Raw genomic sequence first — 15,750 nt, forward strand, 5'->3', positions numbered from 1 at the left:
TTCGGTTCGATGTCAGTCGGGCGCGACGGTGTGGCTCAGGAAGAACCTGACGGCCCGAGCGCCTTCCGGCCGCAGCTCGGGGTTCAGCCGGCGCTCGTCGTACTTGTCGAAGAGCGTCCGCAGCTCCTCGACGAGGGCGTGGGCCTCTTCGGCGGTGACGAACTTGACGGTGCCTTCGGTGCCGACGACCTGACGCCACTCCTCGGGCAACAGGCCGTACTGCCGCAGGCGGGTGCGCATGCGGTCGAACTCCTGGTCCAGGTAAGCCATCGACGCCGCCTCGGCCGCCATGGCCGCCTCGCCCTCCAGTCCCTCCGACGAGATGGACTGGCGCTTCGGCACGATCTTCCAGGGCTTCTGCCGGCCGGGACCCTCGACCTCGGCGACGAAGCCGTACTTGGACAGCATGTTCAGGTGGTACGAGCAGCTCGCGACGCTCTCCCCCAACGCCGCCGAGCACTGGGTCGCCGTCCGCGGCCCCTCCTCGGTGAGCAGCTGCAGCAGCTTCCACCGGAACGGGTGCGAGAGCGCCCGGAGCGCTTTGGGGTCGGTGATGGGAGCGTCGGTCATGAGTCAACCGTACGCTTATCAAGGAACCCTTAGCAAGGTTCCTTGATATAGAAGTCTTGATTTAGCGGCTCACCAGTCCGGCGAGTTGCGCGCCACGGCTGTGACCAGCGGCAACGACTCGATCACCGGCACGCGCAGCAGTTCGGCGGGTACATCAGGGTCACGAACAGGCTCGACGAGCTCGCGCAGCAGCGCGCCGACGACGTCGTCCGCGGACTGGTCGACCTCGTGGATCAGGTCGCGCAACTGGTCCGCGGCCTCGTTCAGCACGCGCGGCCGTTGCGGTTCCTCCAGCATCAACGCCGCCAGCCGCAGCACCCGGCGGCACGTGCGCAGCCTCAGGCTCCTGCTCGCGGACTCACGGGTGCCGGCGAGACCGAGCCGCCCGCGCGTACGTTCGATCCACGGCTCGACGGTCTCGCGCCGCCAGATGGGACCGGACGCGAGCTCCGCGTCCGGTTCCGGGATGCCGTGCGAGCGCCTCTTGCGCCAGACGGCGACCAGCTGCCGGCTGAGCCCCATGGCGTCGGCGATCTCGGCGATTCCGTAGAAGTCCCCCACGCCGCAAACTGTAACCAGAGATGACGCCGGGTGTCATCGAACATGTCTCAAATTCGTTCGAGAACCGCCCTCGCGGCGTTGTGGCCGCCGATGCCGCTGACCCCGCCGCCGCGCCGGGAACCCGCGCCGCAGACGAAGACGTTGTCCACATCGGTCTCCACGCCCCACCGGCCGACCTGCTCGTCGCTCTCGGCGAACGGCCAGTCGAGCTCGCCGTGGAAGATGTTCCCGCCGGGCAGCCCCAGTTCCGCCTCCAGGTCGAGCGGGGTGCGCGCCTCGATGCACGGGTTGCCCTCGCCGTCGACCGCCAGGCAGTCCCGGATCGGCTCGACGAGGTGGGCGTCGAGCTGGTCGAGGTAACGCCGCACCAGCTCGTCGCGCAGCTCGTCGTTGCGGCCCTCGAACAACGAGGCAGGCAGGTGCAGGCCGAACAGCGTCAGCGTCTCGTGCCCCCGCAGCGACGGTCCGAGGATCGACGGGTCGGTCAGCGAGTGGCAGTACATCTCGCCCGGCAGCACCGACGGCACCTGCCCGGCGGCACTCTCCAGGTACGCGGTCTCCAGCTGGTCGTAGGACTCGTCGAGGTGGAAGGTGCCCGCGAACGCGAGCCGCGCGTCGACCCCGGACTTCAGCTCGGGCAGCTTCCGCAGCAGCATGTTGATCTTCAACTGGCAGCCGGGGGCGTCCCGGACCTCCTTGCCCCGCAAGCGACCCAGCACCGACGGCGCCACGTTGGACAGCACGAACCGGGCCTCGACGGTCGTGTCCCCGTACGTCACCGCGGCGGTCTTGCCGTCCGACTCGACCGACGTCACCTCGGCACCGGTGACGATCTGGGCACCGGCCTCGCGCGCGACCCGTTCGAGCTCGGCGGTGACCCCGCCCATGCCGCCGACCGGGACCTTCCACTCCCCCGTGCCGTTGCCGATCACGTGGTAGAGGAAGCACTTGTTGGCGTTCAACGAGTGCAGCGACGAGTGCGTGCCGATCAGCGCGTCCGTGGCGACGACCCCGCGCACCAGGTTGTTCTCGAAGAGCTCCTGCAGCGTCGCGCCGATCGGCCGTTCGAAGACCTGCTCCCACACCCGGCCGCGCGTCACCGCGTCGACGTGCACGCGCAGGTGTTCCCGTGACACCAGCGGTTCCAGCAGGGTCGGCGCGAGTGCCGCCGCCATCACCTCCAGGTCGGCGTACCAGCGCTGCCACCGCTCCCAGTCGTCCAGCGACCCGCAGACCGCCTCGAACGACCTCCTGGTCGCCGCGCCCGGCGCGCGTTCGACGAGCAGCCCGCCCCTGCCGTCCGGGGTGTAGGACGAGGCCGCGCGGGACTTGAGCGCGAGCTTCAGCCCCAGGTCCGACACGATCCGGTCGGGCAGCAGCGAGACGAGGTACGAGAAGCGCGAGAGCCGGGCGTCGACGCCCTCCCACGGTGACGCGCTCACCGCGGCCCCGCCGACGTGCGGCAGCTTCTCCAGCACCCTGACCGACTTCCCCGCCCGTGCGAGGTACGCGGCCGCCACCAGCCCGTTGTGGCCGCCCCCCACGATCACGACGTCGTCCATGCCCCGAGATCCCTCCCACGTAGCCTGGTCGGTGGGGAACATAGCGGTCCGAAGGAGATGTGCACATGGGCCGAGTGACGGTGCGCCGAGCGGTCGAACGGGTGTCGTCGAGCGGTCGTCGCCGCAGGGTCGACGCGCTCGCCGCCGAGGAGCCGCTGGAACTGAGGGTCAACGGCAAAGCGTTGGCCGTCACGATGCGCACGCCGGGTCACGACGTGGAGCTCGCGCACGGCTTCCTGCTCAGCGAGGGGGTCATCGGCTCGGTCAACGACATCGCGGTGGCCCGTTACTGCGACGGTGTCGGCCCGGACGGCCTCAACACGTACAACGTGCTGGACATCGCGCTGGCCGACGGGGTGCCGCCGCCGGACACCGGGGTGGAGCGGAACTTCTACACCACGTCGTCGTGCGGGGTGTGCGGCAAGGGCGCGCTGGACGCGGTGAAGCTCAAGACGCGCTACTCGCCCGCGATCGACGAGGTGCGGGTCACTCCCGAGATGCTCACGACGTTCCCGGACGCGTTGCGGGAACGGCAGAAGGTCTTCGAGAGCACCGGCGGGCTGCACGCGGCCGGGCTGTTCGTCGACGGCGAGCTGCTCGTCGTGCGCGAGGACGTGGGCCGGCACAACGCCGTCGACAAGGTGCTGGGCTGGGCGGTGCTGCAGGACCTGGTGCCGCTGCGCGGCGCCGTGCTGATGGTGTCCGGGCGGGCGTCGTTCGAGCTGGTGCAGAAGGCCGCGATGTCCGGCATCCCGGTGCTGGCCGCGGTGTCCGCGCCGTCGTCGCTCGCGGTCGAACTGGCCGAGGAGCAGGGCATGACGCTCGTCGGCTTCCTGCGCGGCGACTCGATGAACGTCTACACCGGTGGGGAGCGCGTGGTTGAGACCGCTTGACGGCGTCGTGGTGGTGAGCCTGGAGCAGGCCGTCGCCGTGCCGTACGCGACGCGGTTGCTGGCCGATCTGGGCGCGCGGGTCATCAAGATCGAACGACCTGGCGTCGGAGACTTCGCCCGCCACTACGACTCCGCGTGCGGCGAGGTCTCGTCGTACTTCGCGTGGACCAACGCCGGCAAGGAGTCGGTGACGCTCGACATCACCCACCCCGACGGCCGCGAGGTGCTGGACCGGCTGGTCGCCCACGCCGACGTGCTGCTGTGCAACCTGTCCCCACGCGTGTGGTCGCGGCTGGCGCTGGAGCTGCCGTCGTCGTTGATCGTCGGTGAGCTGTCCGGCTACGGCTGGGACGGCCCGTACGCGGACCGCAAGGCGTTCGACGCGCTGGTGCAGTCCGAGACCGGGCTGGTGTCGCTGACCGGCGAGGGTGACGTGGTGGCGCGCGCGGGCATCTCGGTCGCGGACATCGCGGCGGGCGTCCAGCTGCAGGCGGCCGTGCTGGCGGCGTTGCTGCAGCGCGGCCGGACGGGTGAAGGCGTGCGGCTGCGGTTGTCACTCTTCGAAGCGATGGCCGAGTGGATGCACCAGCCGATGCTCTACGCCGCCGGAACGGGTGCCTCGGCCCCGCGGTCGGGCGCCCACCACCCGAGCATCGCGCCGTACGGGCCGGTGGCCTGCGCGGACGGCGCCGTGCACCTGGCCGTGCAGAACGACGGGCAGTGGCAGCGGCTGTGCGACCTCGCCGGGCTCGCCCCGGAGGAGAGGTTCGCCACAGTGGCGTCGCGCGTGGAGCACCGCGCGGAACTGCAGGACCTGCTCGAACAGGCCTTCGCGGACCTCACCTCGGCCGAGTTGCTGACCGCCCTGGACCGGGCGGACGTGCCCGCCGCGCTGACCCGGCCGATCACCGACCTGCCCTCCCACCCGCAGCTCGACACGTGGGTTGACGTGCGCGTTCCCGGTGGAACGGCCCGGATGCTGCCGCCACCGGTGGCCGGGTTCGAGTGGTCACCGGGTGCGGTCCCCGCGCTCGGCGAGCACACTGAGCCCGTGCTGACGTGGCTGGGCTATTCGGGTGAGGAACGAACTTCCTTACGTGTGCGTTCCGTCCTCTGAGAAGGAAACGAGGAACGGTGCCCACGCGATGAGGTGAGCATGGGGGAACCGAGGTACAGCCGCCGCACCCTCCTCGCGGCGATGGGCGTGGTGATCGCGACGGCCGTGGGCGTCGCGACGTACGTGTCTTCCTCCAACGCCGTCGAGCAGCAGATCGCGACGCCGGACCGGGTGCGGACCGCCGCGTCCACCGCGAAGCCGACCATCCGCTTCGAGCGCGTGTACTCGGCCGCCCGCCGCCGTGACGTCACCCTCGCCTTCTACCTCCCGGCCGGGGCGAAGACCCGCGGCCTGCCCATGTCGATCCTCCTGCACGGCCTGAACGGCGACGCGAAGCACGCCGCGGTCGGTGGCCTGCCCGAGGTCCTCGCCGCCGCCGTCGCGAAGGGCTCCGTGCCCGCGTTCGGCTTCGTCGCCGTCGACGGCGGCAACAACTACTGGCACGAGAACGTCCCGGGCGACGACCCGATGGCGATGCTGCTCGACGAGGTCCCGCGCTGGCTCAAGGAACGCGGCTACGGCGAACCGTTCGCCGTGACGGGCGTGTCGATGGGCGGCTTCGGCTCGCTGCTCTACGCCCGCCGCAGGGCCGAGCGCGGCGACCCGGTCGCGGCCGCCGCGGCCATCTCCCCCGGCCTGATCACGACGTGGCCGGAGATGGCCAAGCGGCGCGCGTTCAAGAACGAGGCCGAGTGGGCGTCGCTCGACCCGCTGCGCCACCTCAAGGCGACCGGGACGACCGCGCTCGGCGTGTGGATCGGTGACCGCGACCGGTTCATCGAGGGCACCCGCCGGTTCATCCGCGACGTGCGGCCCGAGGCGAGCGCGGTCAAGGCCGGCGGCCACGACGACGGGCTGTACCGGCAGGTGACGCCCGACGTCGTGCGGTTCCTCGCCAAGTACGCGAAGCGAGCCGTCTAGACCCTCCGGGCCGCCCGGCCCCAGTGCAGCCACTTCACCCGGTCCTGCTCGTCGCGCCCGCACAGCACGGCCACCGAGTGGTAGCCGCCGTCCTCCTCGACGGCGATCAGCGCATCGTCGCGCAGCCCGGTGAACTCGTGCTCGTCGCCGTCGATGAACGACTCCCACTGCGGGTCGAGCCGCTCGAACCGCAGCTTCACCCGGCCGCCGTCGCCCTCGGTGACGTGCACCTCCAGGCCGGTGGACCGGTAGACGCCGACGACGCGCTCCACGTCGACCGGCACCGGCAGCGGCGGTGGCGTCGGGAGGGCGGGCAGTGCGACGCCGGCCAGTTCGCCCAGCACGGCGTTCAGGACAGCGCGGGCCAGCGGCAGGCTCTCGCCGCCGTTGGTGAGGATCGCGACGGCCAGTCCGGCCGACGGGATCACCCGCAGGTAGGCCCGGTACCCGAGCGTCGAGCCGGTGTGGCCGACGCCCGTGACGCCGTTCCCGTAGTCGTGCAGCGCCCAGCCGAGCCCCTGTCCCCCGCCGAACCCGAAGTCCGGCGGCACCACCTGGAGCTCGCGCATCACGTCGAACTCGCTGGTCTCCAGGTGCATGCGCACGAACTCCAGCAGGTCCCGCGCGCTCATCGCGAGCACCGTGCCCGCCGGCACGTCGCCCTCCGCCATGAACCTGTCGACGGGCGCGTTGTCCACGTGCCCGGTGGCGAGGGTCTGCGCGGCGTACTCGGCGTGGCTCACGGCCGCCGTGCGCAGGCCGAGGCGGTCGATCAGGCGGTCTCGCACGACGGCGCGGAAAGGCTTGTCCCGCAGCACTTCCACGATCCGGCCGAGCAGCGTGAAGCCGCTGTTGCAGTACGTGTGGAACGCGCCGGGCGGGGCCTCCTGCCGGGCGTCGGCCAGCAGCTCGACGTACTTCTCCAGCAGGTCGTCACCGCTGCCGGTGTCGTGGAAGAGGTCGCCCTGGAACCCCGCGGTGTGCGTGAGGAGGTGGCGCGGCGTGATGATCCGCGCGGCCTCCTCGTCGGCGAGCCGGAACTCGGGCAGCACGTCGCGCACCGGCCGGTCGAGGTCGAGCCTGCCCTCGTTCACCAGCTCCTGGACCAGCGTCGCCGTCCACACCTTGGTGATCGACCCGATCTGGAAGGCGGCGTCCGTCGTCACCTGCTCCCCGCTCGTGGCGTCGAGCAGTCCTGCCGCCAGGTCGATGATCTCGCCGTCGTGCAGCACCGCGACCTGCGCGCCGACCACGCCGTGTTCCTCGACCAGCTTCTTCAGTTCGATCACGAGTCCCCCAGGATCTCTTCAACTCGGACGGCTGCCCGCCCGAAGTGCATCCAGCGATCGCCGACGAGCACCAGCACGGTGTGCGGCTCGTCCACGGCGATCAGCGCGTCGTCCCTCAGCGCCACGAACTCCCGTGCGTCGTCGTCGAGATCGACCAGCACGCGGCCCTGTTCTGCTTTGCCGACAACGACCTCGTGGCCGGCCGAGCGGTAGGTGCCGAGGAAGCGCTCGTCCACCGGCGCGGGCGCAGCGGGAGGCCTCGGTCGCACGGGCCTGCGCACGCCCGCCCGTGCGCTGAAGAGGGCCTCGACGACCAAGTCAAAGATGGCGCTCGCGTCACCGCCGGTGGTGAGCAGTGCGACCGCGATCCCGCTGTCCGGTGCGATCCGCAGGAACGAGGCCAGCCCCTCGTTGGAGCCGTGGTGGCCGATCACCCGCCCGCCCGAGTAGCCGGGCAGCTCCCAGCCGAGACCCCAGGCGGCGGGATGTCCGAAGTCCGGCAGCGAGACCTGCGGTTCGCGCATCGCCGCGAACGCCGGCGTGGCCAGGTGCATGCGCGCGAACGCCAGCAGGTCCCGCGCGCTCATCGCGAGCGCCGACCCCGCGGGCCAGTCAGACTCCGGTCCCGGATCGGTCACCGGCCGTCCGTCCTCGTGCCCGACCGCGTGCGCGGCGGTCCGGTCCGCGTAGGTCGTCGCGACGGCGAGGCCGAGCGGGACCGCCAGCCGTTCAGTGAGGACGGTGTTGAAAGGCTTGTCCCGCAACACCTCCACGATCCGGCCGAGCACCGTGAAGCCGCTGTTGCAGTAGGACCACAGCGCGCCCGGCGGGAAGAGCTGCTCGGCGTCCGCCAGCCGTGCCACGAACCTCTCGACCGCGTCCGGACCGCTGCCGGTGTCGTGGAAGAGGTCGCCGTCGATGCCCGACGTGTGGGTGAGCAGCTGCCGCGGCGTGACCCCCGGCCGGAACTCCGGCAGCACCTCGCGGACCGGGCGGTCGAGGTCGATCCGACCCTCGTTCGCCAGCTCCTGGACCAGCGTCGCCGTCCAGACCTTGGTGATCGACGCGATCTGGAACAGCGAGTCCGACGTCACCGGGGCGCGCGTCCCGGCGTTCAGGACGCCCGCGGCCACGTCGGTGATCTCGCCGTCGGCGAGGACGGCGAGCTGAGCGCCGACGACACCGTGCTCGTCGATCAGCTCGTGCAGGTCGAACACGTTCCCCCCAGGAAGTGACGGCTAGCGAGGCGAGAGAGGCACCGTCCGCGATCGCACCCACTTGAGCACCGCCGGCCACTCGCCGTAGCCCGCGTCGATGTTGATGTGCCCGGCGCCCGGCAGGACGTCGATCTCGATCCGCAACGCCTCGGCGAGCTCCTTCGCGGCCTGCATCGTGCAGTGCGGGTCGCCCTCGCCCGCGACCAGGCGGGTCTCGGTGGCGGCGCGGCGCAGGCCGGCCGGGTCGAGCGGGGCCGGGAAGAACGACTTGATGGCCGGTTCGGGGTGGTCCAGCTGCGGCGGCGCGACCAGCAGCACGCGGTCGACGTGGGCGATCTTCTCGCGCGCCGCGTGGTGCAGCCAGAGGTAGCAGCCGAGCGAGTGCGCCACGACGACCCGTTCGCGGTCGGCGGGCAGGGCTTCGAGGTGCGTGTCGAGCTCACGCAGCCAGGTGTCGCGGTCGGGCGCCTCGGGGCTGCTGAAGTGCGGCAGGTCGGCGAGGCCGCCGTGCTCGGACACCGTCTGGGCGAGCCAGCGCTGCCAGTGGCCCGGGCCGGAACCGGTGTAGCCGTGGAGCAGGAGCACGTGGGGCAACGACATGGGTCCACCCTAGTCGCGCGACGGCCGGCGGCGGCGGGGCCGAACCGCGCCGGAGCGCCTCCAGATGACTACCGCGCCCCGAAATGCCCTTCAGGTGCCCGAGCACCGCGCCTCGAACCGCCGTTCAGGTGTTCGCGCCCCGCGCTCCGAAACGCCCTTCAGGTGCCCACGCCCCGCGCCCCAAAACGCCGGTCAGGTGCCCGCGCCCCGAAACGCCGGTCAGGTGCCCGAGCACCGCACCCCGAAACGCCCTTCAGGTGCCCACGCCCCGAAGTACCCGGAAACGCCGGAGGGGCGCCGGTGACATCACCAGCGCCCCTTCGGAACAGCTTCGCTACGCCGACTTCTCGCGGCGCTCTCGGCGCGAGGGCTGCCGGGCCACGATGGTCGGGTTCACGTTCTCCTTCACCGTCTGCTCGGTGATGACGACCTTGGCGACGTCCGTGCGGCTCGGGATGTCGTACATCACCGGGAGCAGGACCTCTTCCATGATCGCGCGCAGACCACGAGCACCGGTGCCGCGCAGGATCGCCTGGTCGGCGACCGCTTCGAGCGCGGTCTTGGTGAACTCGAGCTCGACGCCGTCCATCTCGAACAGCTTCTGGTACTGCTTCACCAGGGCGTTCTTCGGCTCGGTGAGGATCATGACCAGCGACGGCTTGTCGAGGTTCGTGACGGAGGCGACCATCGGCAGACGCCCGATGAACTCGGGGATCAGGCCGAACTTGATCAGGTCCTCCGGCATGGAGTCGGCGAAGTAGTCCGCCGCGTCCGTCTCCGCCTTCGAGCGGACCTCGGCGCCGAAGCCCAGGCCGCGCTTGCCGACCCGGTCCTGGATGATCTTCTCGAGCCCCGCGAACGCACCGGCCACGATGAACAGCACGTTCGTCGTGTCGATCTGGATGAACTCCTGGTGCGGGTGCTTGCGGCCGCCCTGCGGCGGAACCGAGGCGGTGGTGCCCTCGAGGATCTTCAGCAGCGCCTGCTGCACGCCCTCGCCGGACACGTCGCGCGTGATCGACGGGTTTTCACTCTTTCGAGCGATCTTGTCGACCTCGTCGATGTAGATGATGCCCGTCTCGGCGCGCTTGACGTCGTAGTCGGCGGCCTGGATGAGCTTCAGGAGGATGTTCTCGACGTCCTCACCGACGTACCCGGCCTCCGTCAGCGCGGTCGCGTCGGCGATGGCGAACGGCACGTTCAGCATCTTCGCGAGCGTCTGCGCGAGGTAGGTCTTGCCGCAGCCCGTCGGGCCGAGCATCAGGATGTTCGACTTCGCCAGCTCGACACCGTCGTCACGACCCTCGCGCCCGCGGTCGCCCGCCTGGATGCGCTTGTAGTGGTTGTAGACGGCGACCGAGAGGGTCCGCTTCGCCTCGGACTGGCCGATGACGTACTGGTCGAGGAACTCGTGGATCTCGGCGGGCTTCGGCAGCTCGTCGAGCTTCACGTCGCCGGCTTCGGCCAGCTCCTCCTCGATGATCTCGTTGCAGAGATCGATGCACTCATCGCAGATGTAGACGCCGGGGCCGGCGATGAGTTTCTTCACCTGCTTCTGGCTCTTTCCGCAGAAAGAGCACTTCAGCAAGTCGCCGCCGTCACCGATACGCGCCATGACCGCTGACCTATGTCCCCTCCGGCGCACACCTGCTGTAGTGCGCCTGCTGACTTGCTGTGGCAGTCCCACTGGCTGTGGGTGCTGAGCCCGTTCTCCTGACGGTACCTGGCCGACCCCGTTTCAGGGGAGGACCAGCGCCCCCTTGACGCGCCGATCAGGCCTGTTGACCGTCACACCGGCGTGTCGGATGGGTCCGCGACGCCCGGTGGCCGGGATTTCCCAGCCACCGGAATCACACGGATCAGGACTTGGCGGAAAGCTTCCGGTAGGGCAGCACCGAGTCGACGATGCCGTACTCCTTGGCCTCGTCGGCCGTGAGGATGCGGTCGCGCTCGATGCTCTCGCGGACCTCCTCTGCCGTCCGGTTCGTGTGCCGCGCGAGGGTGGTCTCCATCAGGCGGCGCACGCGCTGGATCTCGTTCGACTGGATCTCCAGGTCGGACACCTGACCGTACGCGCCCTCCATGGAGGGCTGGTGGATCAGGATTCGCGCGTTCGGCAGCGCGTGGCGCTTGCCGGGCGTGCCGGCGGCCAGCAGCACCGCGGCGGCCGAGGCGGCCTGGCCGAGGCAGTACGTCTGGATGTCCGGACGCACGAACTGCATGGTGTCGTAGATGGCCATCAGCGAGGTGAACGAGCCACCCGGCGAGTTGATGTACATCAGGATGTCGCGGTCCGGGTCCTCGGACTCGAGGACCAGCAGCTGCGCCATGACGTCGTTGGCCGAAGCGTCGTCAACCTGCACGCCGAGGAAGATGATGCGCTCCTCGAACAGCTTGTTGTACGGGTTCGACTCCTTCATGCCGTAGCTGGTGCGCTCGACGAACGACGGCAGCACGTACCGCGACTGAGGGGCGTGGAACTGGCTCACTTCGAGATCTCCTCAGCTGCTAGTTGCTCGAGCCGACCGGCTGCGCGCGGGTGACGACCTTGTCGACGAAGCCGTACTCCAGCGCTTCCTGCGCCGTGAACCAGCGGTCGCGGTCGGAGTCGCGGGTGATGGTCTCGACCGACTGGCCGGTGTGCTCCGCGATGAGCTCGGCCATCTCGCGCTTGGTGCGCGTCAGCATGTCCGCCTGGATCGCGATGTCCGCGGCCGTACCGCCGACACCGGCCGACGGCTGGTGCATGAGGATGCGCGCGTGCGGGAGCGCGTGGCGCTTGCCGGGCGCGCCCGCGGAGAGCAGGAACTGCCCCATCGAGGCCGCGAGGCCCATCGCGTACGTGGCCACGTCCGGCTGGATCAGCTGCATCGTGTCGTAGATGGCCATGCCCGCCGTGACGGAGCCACCCGGCGAGTTGATGTAGAGCGTGATGTCCTTCTCGGGGTCCTCAGCGGCGAGGAGCAGCAGCTGAGCGGTGATCTGGTTGGCGATGCCCTCTTCGACCTGCGATCCCAGGACGATGATCCGCTCGCGGAGCAGCCGCTCGTACACCGAGTCGTTGAGGTTCATCCCGGCGGTGGCCGACCGCATCTCGGGGGTCGGGAAGGAGTGCTGCGTCACGTCTGCCTGCCTAACTCCAGGTGGAACGAATCTGGAAGCAAAACTCTCTGCGATCGACCTTAACGAAGGCGGGCGGCGTCAGATGCCCGACACCGCCCGCGTTCGCTATCAGCTTTACGCCTCTCCGCTGTCCTCATCGGACTTGGTCTCGCCGAAGAGCTCGTCGAGGTCGAGCTTGGTGCCGCTGGTGTCGGACACCTCAGCCTGGCGCACGACGCTCGCGAGCGCCTTGCCCCGGCGGACGTCGGCGAAGATCGCGCCGAGCTGGCCGGACTGCTGCGCGCGCTTGACGTACTCGTCCGGGCTGATGCCGAAGCGCTGGGCCTGGTAGATGATCCGCTCGGTCAGCTCGCCGTCGGACACCGTGACCTGCTCGGCGTCGGCGATCGAGTCGAGCACGAGCTGGGTCTTCACGGCCTGCTCGGCGGCGGTGCGGAGCTCGGTGTCGAACTCCTCCTCCGTCTGGCCCTGCTCCTGCAGCCACGCGGCGAACTTCGCGTCGTCGTGGTCGAAGGCGTGCACGGCGTCGTGCTTGCGGGCGTCGATCTCGCCCTGGACGATGCCCTCGGGCAGCGGGACCTCGGTGGTCTCCAGCAGCGCCTCGAGGACCTTGTCGCGCGCCTGCACGCCCTGCTGCATCTTCTTGACGCGGCCCAGGCGGGTCTGCAGGTCGGCCTTGAGCTCGTCGAGCGTGTCGAACTCGCTCGCGAGCTGCGCGAACTCGTCGTCGAGCTCGGGGAGCTGACGCTCCTTGACGCTGCTCAGCACGACGGTGACCTCGGCCTCGCGGCCCTCGTGCTCACCGGCGACGAGCGTGGTGGCGAAGGTCTTGGTCTCGCCCTCGGACGCGCCGACCAGGGCGTCGTCGATGCCCTCGACGAGCTGGCCGGAGCCGACCTCGTAGGACAGGCCGCTGGTGCGCGCCTCCTCGACCTCTTCGCCGTCGACCGTCGCGGACAGGTCGACGATGACGAAGTCGCCGGTCTCGACCGGGCGGGAGACGCCGGTCAGGGTGCCGAAGCGAGCGCGGAGCTCGTCGAGCTGGGTGGTCACGTCCTCGTCGGTGACCTCCTGCTCGTCCACGGTCACGGCGAGCTCGCCGAACGCGGGCACGGTGATCTCGGGACGGACGTCGACCTCGGCGGTGAACTCGAGCGTCTGGCCGTCCTCGATCTTGGTGACCTCGAAGTCGGGACGGCCGAGCGTGCGCACCTCACCCGCGTTGACCGCCTCCAGGTACTTGGCCGGGATGGCCTCCTGGATGACCTCGTCCAGCACCGGAGCGCGGCCGATGCGGTTCTCCAGGACCTTGGCGGGGGCCTTGCCCGGGCGGAAGCCGGGGATGCGGACCTGCTTCGCGAGCTTCCGGTACGCCTGGTCGAAGTTCGACTTGAGCTCGTCGAACGGCACCTCGACGTTGATCCGGACCCTCGTCGGGCTCAGGTGCTCGACGGTGCTCTTCAACGTGGACTCCTCGATACGAACAAGAACGTGCAAGACAGCCGGTACCGCCGCTGCGGGCGCCCGGATTCCCAGCGAGTCTAGGCGAGACCCGCGCTGTGACCGCCGCCACCCCGGCCCGAGCAACCGGACGGGACTGTCGGACCCCCGGTTACCGTCCTGCCCAGACGGCCGATTCGCGCCGTTCTGGGGGCTTCACCCGACTTCCGGGAGTTGGACGTGCGTAGTTCTGTCACGAGATTCATGGCCGTCTCGGCCACGACCGCCGCGCTGGCGGCCGCCACGATCACCCCTGCGGCGGCCAACCCGGTCTACCCGCAGATCGCCACGGCATCGGCCTACGCGCTGACGTGAACGGCCAGACCGAGGGTCTGTCCCGCACGTGGCTGCCCGGCGTCGAGCACGCAGGGTTCTTCGACTACGAGCACGTGGTCGGCCACACCCCGCTGCACCCCGGCTGGGGCGTGCACCTGGCGGACGAGGACGCGGCGCCGCAACTCGAAGAAAGCGCCGTGTCCTTCGGCGCCGGCGGCGGCACCGGCGGCACGGCGGCCGAGCGCTGGTCCTCGCTGGCCTTGAAGGACTCCCAGGGCACGTTCCTGGCGTACGGAAACGTCAACCGCCGGCTGCGGTGCAACACCGCGCCCAACCAGCCCAACCAGGCCGGCAGCACCGGAGTCCCGACGCTGTACCTGCGCAACGCCGCGGGCGAGTTGGCCAAGGTCGACTACCCGACCTCCGTCCAGACCCTGCCCAACGTCGACGCGGGCGACCAGGCCACGCCGGACGGCCGGCAGCGCACCACCACGGTCCAGCTGCAGCGCCGCGTACAGGGCAACGACGGCCTCGCGCTCTGGCACAGCGAGTTCCCCGGCACCTACGAGGTGGCTGACGGACTTCACATCAGGGTGACCCAGCAAGTCGGCACCGAGCCCCCGACCGTCTACGACTTCCTCGTCAGCGGCGGAGCCTGCGCGGCCTGATCCACACCACACAACGCCGTCACCTCACCTCGAGGCGACGGCGTTGTTTCTTTCGCCTGGCGAAAGGCTTCACTAAACAGAGTCGCCCAACTACCGCCCGTCGAGGGAGGCAGTTTAATTTTCACTCTTTCGGCGGAAACAGCCTTTCGCGACCGATCAAGATGACTCCATAAGCACCAATCGCGCGCACGCAGCGGACAGGTAGCGTTACTGCTCCCGCACCATCCGTAACAGGACCACGGGAACGAACGAGAAAAAGTCGTCGCACCGTTTTACCCCGAGGATCCGCCTGATGGAGACACGCCAGCTTCTCGCGTTCACGACCGTGGTTCAGACAGGGAGCTTCACCAAGGCCGCAGCCACGCTCAACTGCTCGCAGCCGACCATCACGACCCGCATCAAGGCGCTGGAGGAGGCCCTCGGGGTCGTCCTTTTCCGGCGCCTCCCCAGAGGTATCCAGATGACCTCCGCAGGCGTGGAACTCCTCCCGTTCGCGCGAAACATCATCAACCTCACCGAAAAGGCCCGAAAAGCCATCACGATGAACGGCGAGCCGCACGGCAAACTCGTCATCGGTTCCGCACAGAGTTTGACCGACTACCGTCTGCTACCGCTCATCGAATACATGTGCTGGCGCTACCCGTCGGTCCAACTCTCGTTGCACTCGCGCAACGCCCTGAACAACCTGAACTCGGTCCGAGACGGCCAACTGGACTGCGCGTTCTTCATAGGAGCGATCGAACCGCGCGAGGGCCTGGAAACCACGGTCCTCTGCCCGGAACCACTGGTGATGGTCGCGGGCCCGAACCACATGCTCACCCAACGCCAGTCCCTCACCGAGGACGACATCACGAGCAGCACCCTCATCAGGGCGGAGAACGGCGCGAGCTACCACGAGCTCTTCGAACACTCCCTCGGCTACGACGACACCCGCGCCCCGGTCCTGGAACTGGACTCGGTCGACGCTGCCAAACGAGCTGTGGCCTCAGGCCTGGGCATCGCCCTGATGCCAGAGGTGACGGTCTCCTCGGAACTGGCCGACGGCAGGTTGGTCCGCTTGCCCTGGTCCCCGACCTTCCGCGTGTACACGCAGTTCGGCTGGCGCCAGGACAACTCGACGAACCCGGCGGTGACGGCCCTGGTGTCGGCAGCGGCCCAGGTGGTGAGCGACCAGGTCGCCTCTCTGACCTGACCGCCAGGCGCGCCCCGACAGAGGCAACGCAAGCTCGCGCAAGGGTCCCCTCTGACTGAGCGTCCCCCGCGACCCAACGTACCGAGAGGGTCTGACACTCCGAGAGGATTCGACACTCCCGCCCCACAGCGATGCCGAAGGCGAGCAGTCTCTTGCCAAGACTCCAGGGCGGTGGGGTCCCATCACGAGTCGCGCCATAGCTCTTGCTGCAGCCAGGTAGGGATGTCAAACGGGCACGCTTTTCGCCCGTTTGACATCCCT

At 69.5% G+C, this 15,750-nt stretch carries 16 protein-coding genes; 6 read left to right on the plus strand and 10 right to left on the minus strand.

Going from position 1 to position 15,750, the window contains the following annotated elements:
- Positions 1-12: 12 nt before the first annotated feature.
- The 3 genes from ABZX02_RS40570 to ABZX02_RS40580 form a co-directional block, all read right to left on the minus strand.
- Positions 13-570 carry a helix-turn-helix domain-containing protein gene (locus ABZX02_RS40570; RefSeq protein ID WP_355306881.1) on the minus strand — a complete coding sequence of 186 codons (558 nt, stop codon included), beginning with the start codon at positions 568-570 and terminating at the stop codon, positions 13-15.
- A 69-nt stretch (positions 571-639) separates the two neighbouring features.
- A complete protein-coding gene (locus tag ABZX02_RS40575; RefSeq protein ID WP_355306883.1) occupies positions 640-1,131 on the minus strand; it encodes a hypothetical protein in 492 nt (163 codons plus the stop codon).
- 47 nt (positions 1,132-1,178) lie between these two features.
- The gene (locus ABZX02_RS40580) at positions 1,179-2,693 is read right to left on the minus strand and encodes an NAD(P)/FAD-dependent oxidoreductase (protein WP_355306885.1); all 1,515 of its coding nucleotides are present in this window, start codon (positions 2,691-2,693) and stop codon (positions 1,179-1,181) included.
- Between the two features lie 65 nt (positions 2,694-2,758).
- Here ABZX02_RS40580 and fdhD point away from each other — a divergent pair, with 65 nt between their 5' ends.
- From fdhD to ABZX02_RS40595, 3 genes are read left to right on the plus strand one after another with little or no spacing between them, the layout of a single operon-like run.
- Positions 2,759-3,586 (plus strand): formate dehydrogenase accessory sulfurtransferase FdhD, encoded by an 828-nt coding sequence (gene fdhD, locus ABZX02_RS40585; RefSeq protein WP_355306887.1) that lies wholly within the window; start codon positions 2,759-2,761, stop codon positions 3,584-3,586.
- Positions 3,573-4,703, plus strand: a complete 1,131-nt coding sequence (locus ABZX02_RS40590; protein WP_355306889.1) for a CaiB/BaiF CoA-transferase family protein — start codon at positions 3,573-3,575, stop codon at positions 4,701-4,703. Before fdhD ends, ABZX02_RS40590 begins: the two co-directional genes overlap by 14 nt.
- 39 nt (positions 4,704-4,742) lie before the next feature.
- Positions 4,743-5,624 carry an alpha/beta hydrolase-fold protein gene (locus tag ABZX02_RS40595; protein WP_355306891.1) on the plus strand — a complete coding sequence of 294 codons (882 nt, stop codon included), beginning with the start codon at positions 4,743-4,745 and terminating at the stop codon, positions 5,622-5,624.
- On the opposite strand, the gene ABZX02_RS40600 is transcribed toward ABZX02_RS40595, so the two are convergent.
- From ABZX02_RS40600 to tig, 7 genes are all read right to left on the minus strand, one after another.
- Positions 5,621-6,913, minus strand: a complete 1,293-nt coding sequence (locus ABZX02_RS40600) for a serine hydrolase domain-containing protein (protein WP_355306893.1) — start codon at positions 6,911-6,913, stop codon at positions 5,621-5,623. The genes ABZX02_RS40595 and ABZX02_RS40600 overlap by 4 nt on opposite strands.
- The gene (locus tag ABZX02_RS40605) at positions 6,910-8,130 is read right to left on the minus strand and encodes a serine hydrolase domain-containing protein (protein ID WP_355306895.1); all 1,221 of its coding nucleotides are present in this window, start codon (positions 8,128-8,130) and stop codon (positions 6,910-6,912) included. Before ABZX02_RS40605 ends, ABZX02_RS40600 begins: the two co-directional genes overlap by 4 nt.
- Positions 8,131-8,151: 21 nt before the next feature.
- Entirely contained in the window at positions 8,152-8,730 is a 579-nt protein-coding gene (locus tag ABZX02_RS40610) for an alpha/beta hydrolase (protein WP_355306897.1), read from the minus strand.
- A 334-nt stretch (positions 8,731-9,064) separates the two neighbouring features.
- Positions 9,065-10,345, minus strand: a complete 1,281-nt coding sequence (clpX, locus tag ABZX02_RS40615; protein WP_355306899.1) for an ATP-dependent Clp protease ATP-binding subunit ClpX — start codon at positions 10,343-10,345, stop codon at positions 9,065-9,067.
- A 244-nt stretch (positions 10,346-10,589) separates the two neighbouring features.
- Complete coding sequence (locus tag ABZX02_RS40620) at positions 10,590-11,219, minus strand: ATP-dependent Clp protease proteolytic subunit (protein ID WP_089922220.1); 630 nt, start codon at positions 11,217-11,219, stop codon at positions 10,590-10,592.
- Between the two features lie 19 nt (positions 11,220-11,238).
- Positions 11,239-11,823 carry an ATP-dependent Clp protease proteolytic subunit gene (locus ABZX02_RS40625; protein WP_089922276.1) on the minus strand — a complete coding sequence of 195 codons (585 nt, stop codon included), beginning with the start codon at positions 11,821-11,823 and terminating at the stop codon, positions 11,239-11,241.
- Between the two features lie 144 nt (positions 11,824-11,967).
- Positions 11,968-13,317, minus strand: a complete 1,350-nt coding sequence (tig, locus tag ABZX02_RS40630; RefSeq protein WP_355306901.1) for a trigger factor — start codon at positions 13,315-13,317, stop codon at positions 11,968-11,970.
- Positions 13,318-13,533: 216 nt separating this feature from the next.
- Between tig and ABZX02_RS40635 the strand changes: the two genes are divergently transcribed.
- The 3 genes from ABZX02_RS40635 to ABZX02_RS40645 all read left to right on the plus strand — a co-directional run bounded on the left by ABZX02_RS40635 (position 13,534) and on the right by ABZX02_RS40645 (position 15,489).
- Positions 13,534-13,668, plus strand: a complete 135-nt coding sequence (locus tag ABZX02_RS40635) for a hypothetical protein (protein ID WP_355306902.1) — start codon at positions 13,534-13,536, stop codon at positions 13,666-13,668.
- Complete coding sequence (locus tag ABZX02_RS40640; RefSeq protein ID WP_355306903.1) at positions 13,665-14,297, plus strand: hypothetical protein; 633 nt, start codon at positions 13,665-13,667, stop codon at positions 14,295-14,297. The genes ABZX02_RS40635 and ABZX02_RS40640 overlap by 4 nt, the downstream gene beginning before the upstream one ends.
- 292 nt (positions 14,298-14,589) lie before the next feature.
- Entirely contained in the window at positions 14,590-15,489 is a 900-nt protein-coding gene (locus ABZX02_RS40645) for a LysR family transcriptional regulator (RefSeq protein WP_355306905.1), read from the plus strand.
- The last annotated feature ends 261 nt before the right edge of the window (positions 15,490-15,750 follow it).

This window comes from Lentzea sp. NPDC003310 (assembly GCF_040610935.1).
Lineage (GTDB): Bacteria > Actinomycetota > Actinomycetes > Mycobacteriales > Pseudonocardiaceae > Lentzea.

What these genes read in the sequence shown, in the direction of transcription:
- ABZX02_RS40570 (WP_355306881.1), bottom strand. Translation starts at nt 570, where the DNA reads ATGACCGACGCTCCCATCACCGACCCCAAAGCGCTCCGGGCGCTCTCG.
- ABZX02_RS40580 (WP_355306885.1), bottom strand. Translation starts at nt 2,693, where the DNA reads ATGGACGACGTCGTGATCGTGGGGGGCGGCCACAACGGGCTGGTGGCG.
- fdhD (WP_355306887.1), top strand. Translation starts at nt 2,759, where the DNA reads ATGGGCCGAGTGACGGTGCGCCGAGCGGTCGAACGGGTGTCGTCGAGC.
- ABZX02_RS40595 (WP_355306891.1), top strand. Translation starts at nt 4,743, where the DNA reads ATGGGGGAACCGAGGTACAGCCGCCGCACCCTCCTCGCGGCGATGGGC.
- ABZX02_RS40610 (WP_355306897.1), bottom strand. Translation starts at nt 8,730, where the DNA reads ATGTCGTTGCCCCACGTGCTCCTGCTCCACGGCTACACCGGTTCCGGC.
- clpX (WP_355306899.1), bottom strand. Translation starts at nt 10,345, where the DNA reads ATGGCGCGTATCGGTGACGGCGGCGACTTGCTGAAGTGCTCTTTCTGC.
- ABZX02_RS40625 (WP_089922276.1), bottom strand. Translation starts at nt 11,823, where the DNA reads ATGCGGTCGGCCACCGCCGGGATGAACCTCAACGACTCGGTGTACGAG.
- ABZX02_RS40645 (WP_355306905.1), top strand. Translation starts at nt 14,590, where the DNA reads ATGGAGACACGCCAGCTTCTCGCGTTCACGACCGTGGTTCAGACAGGG.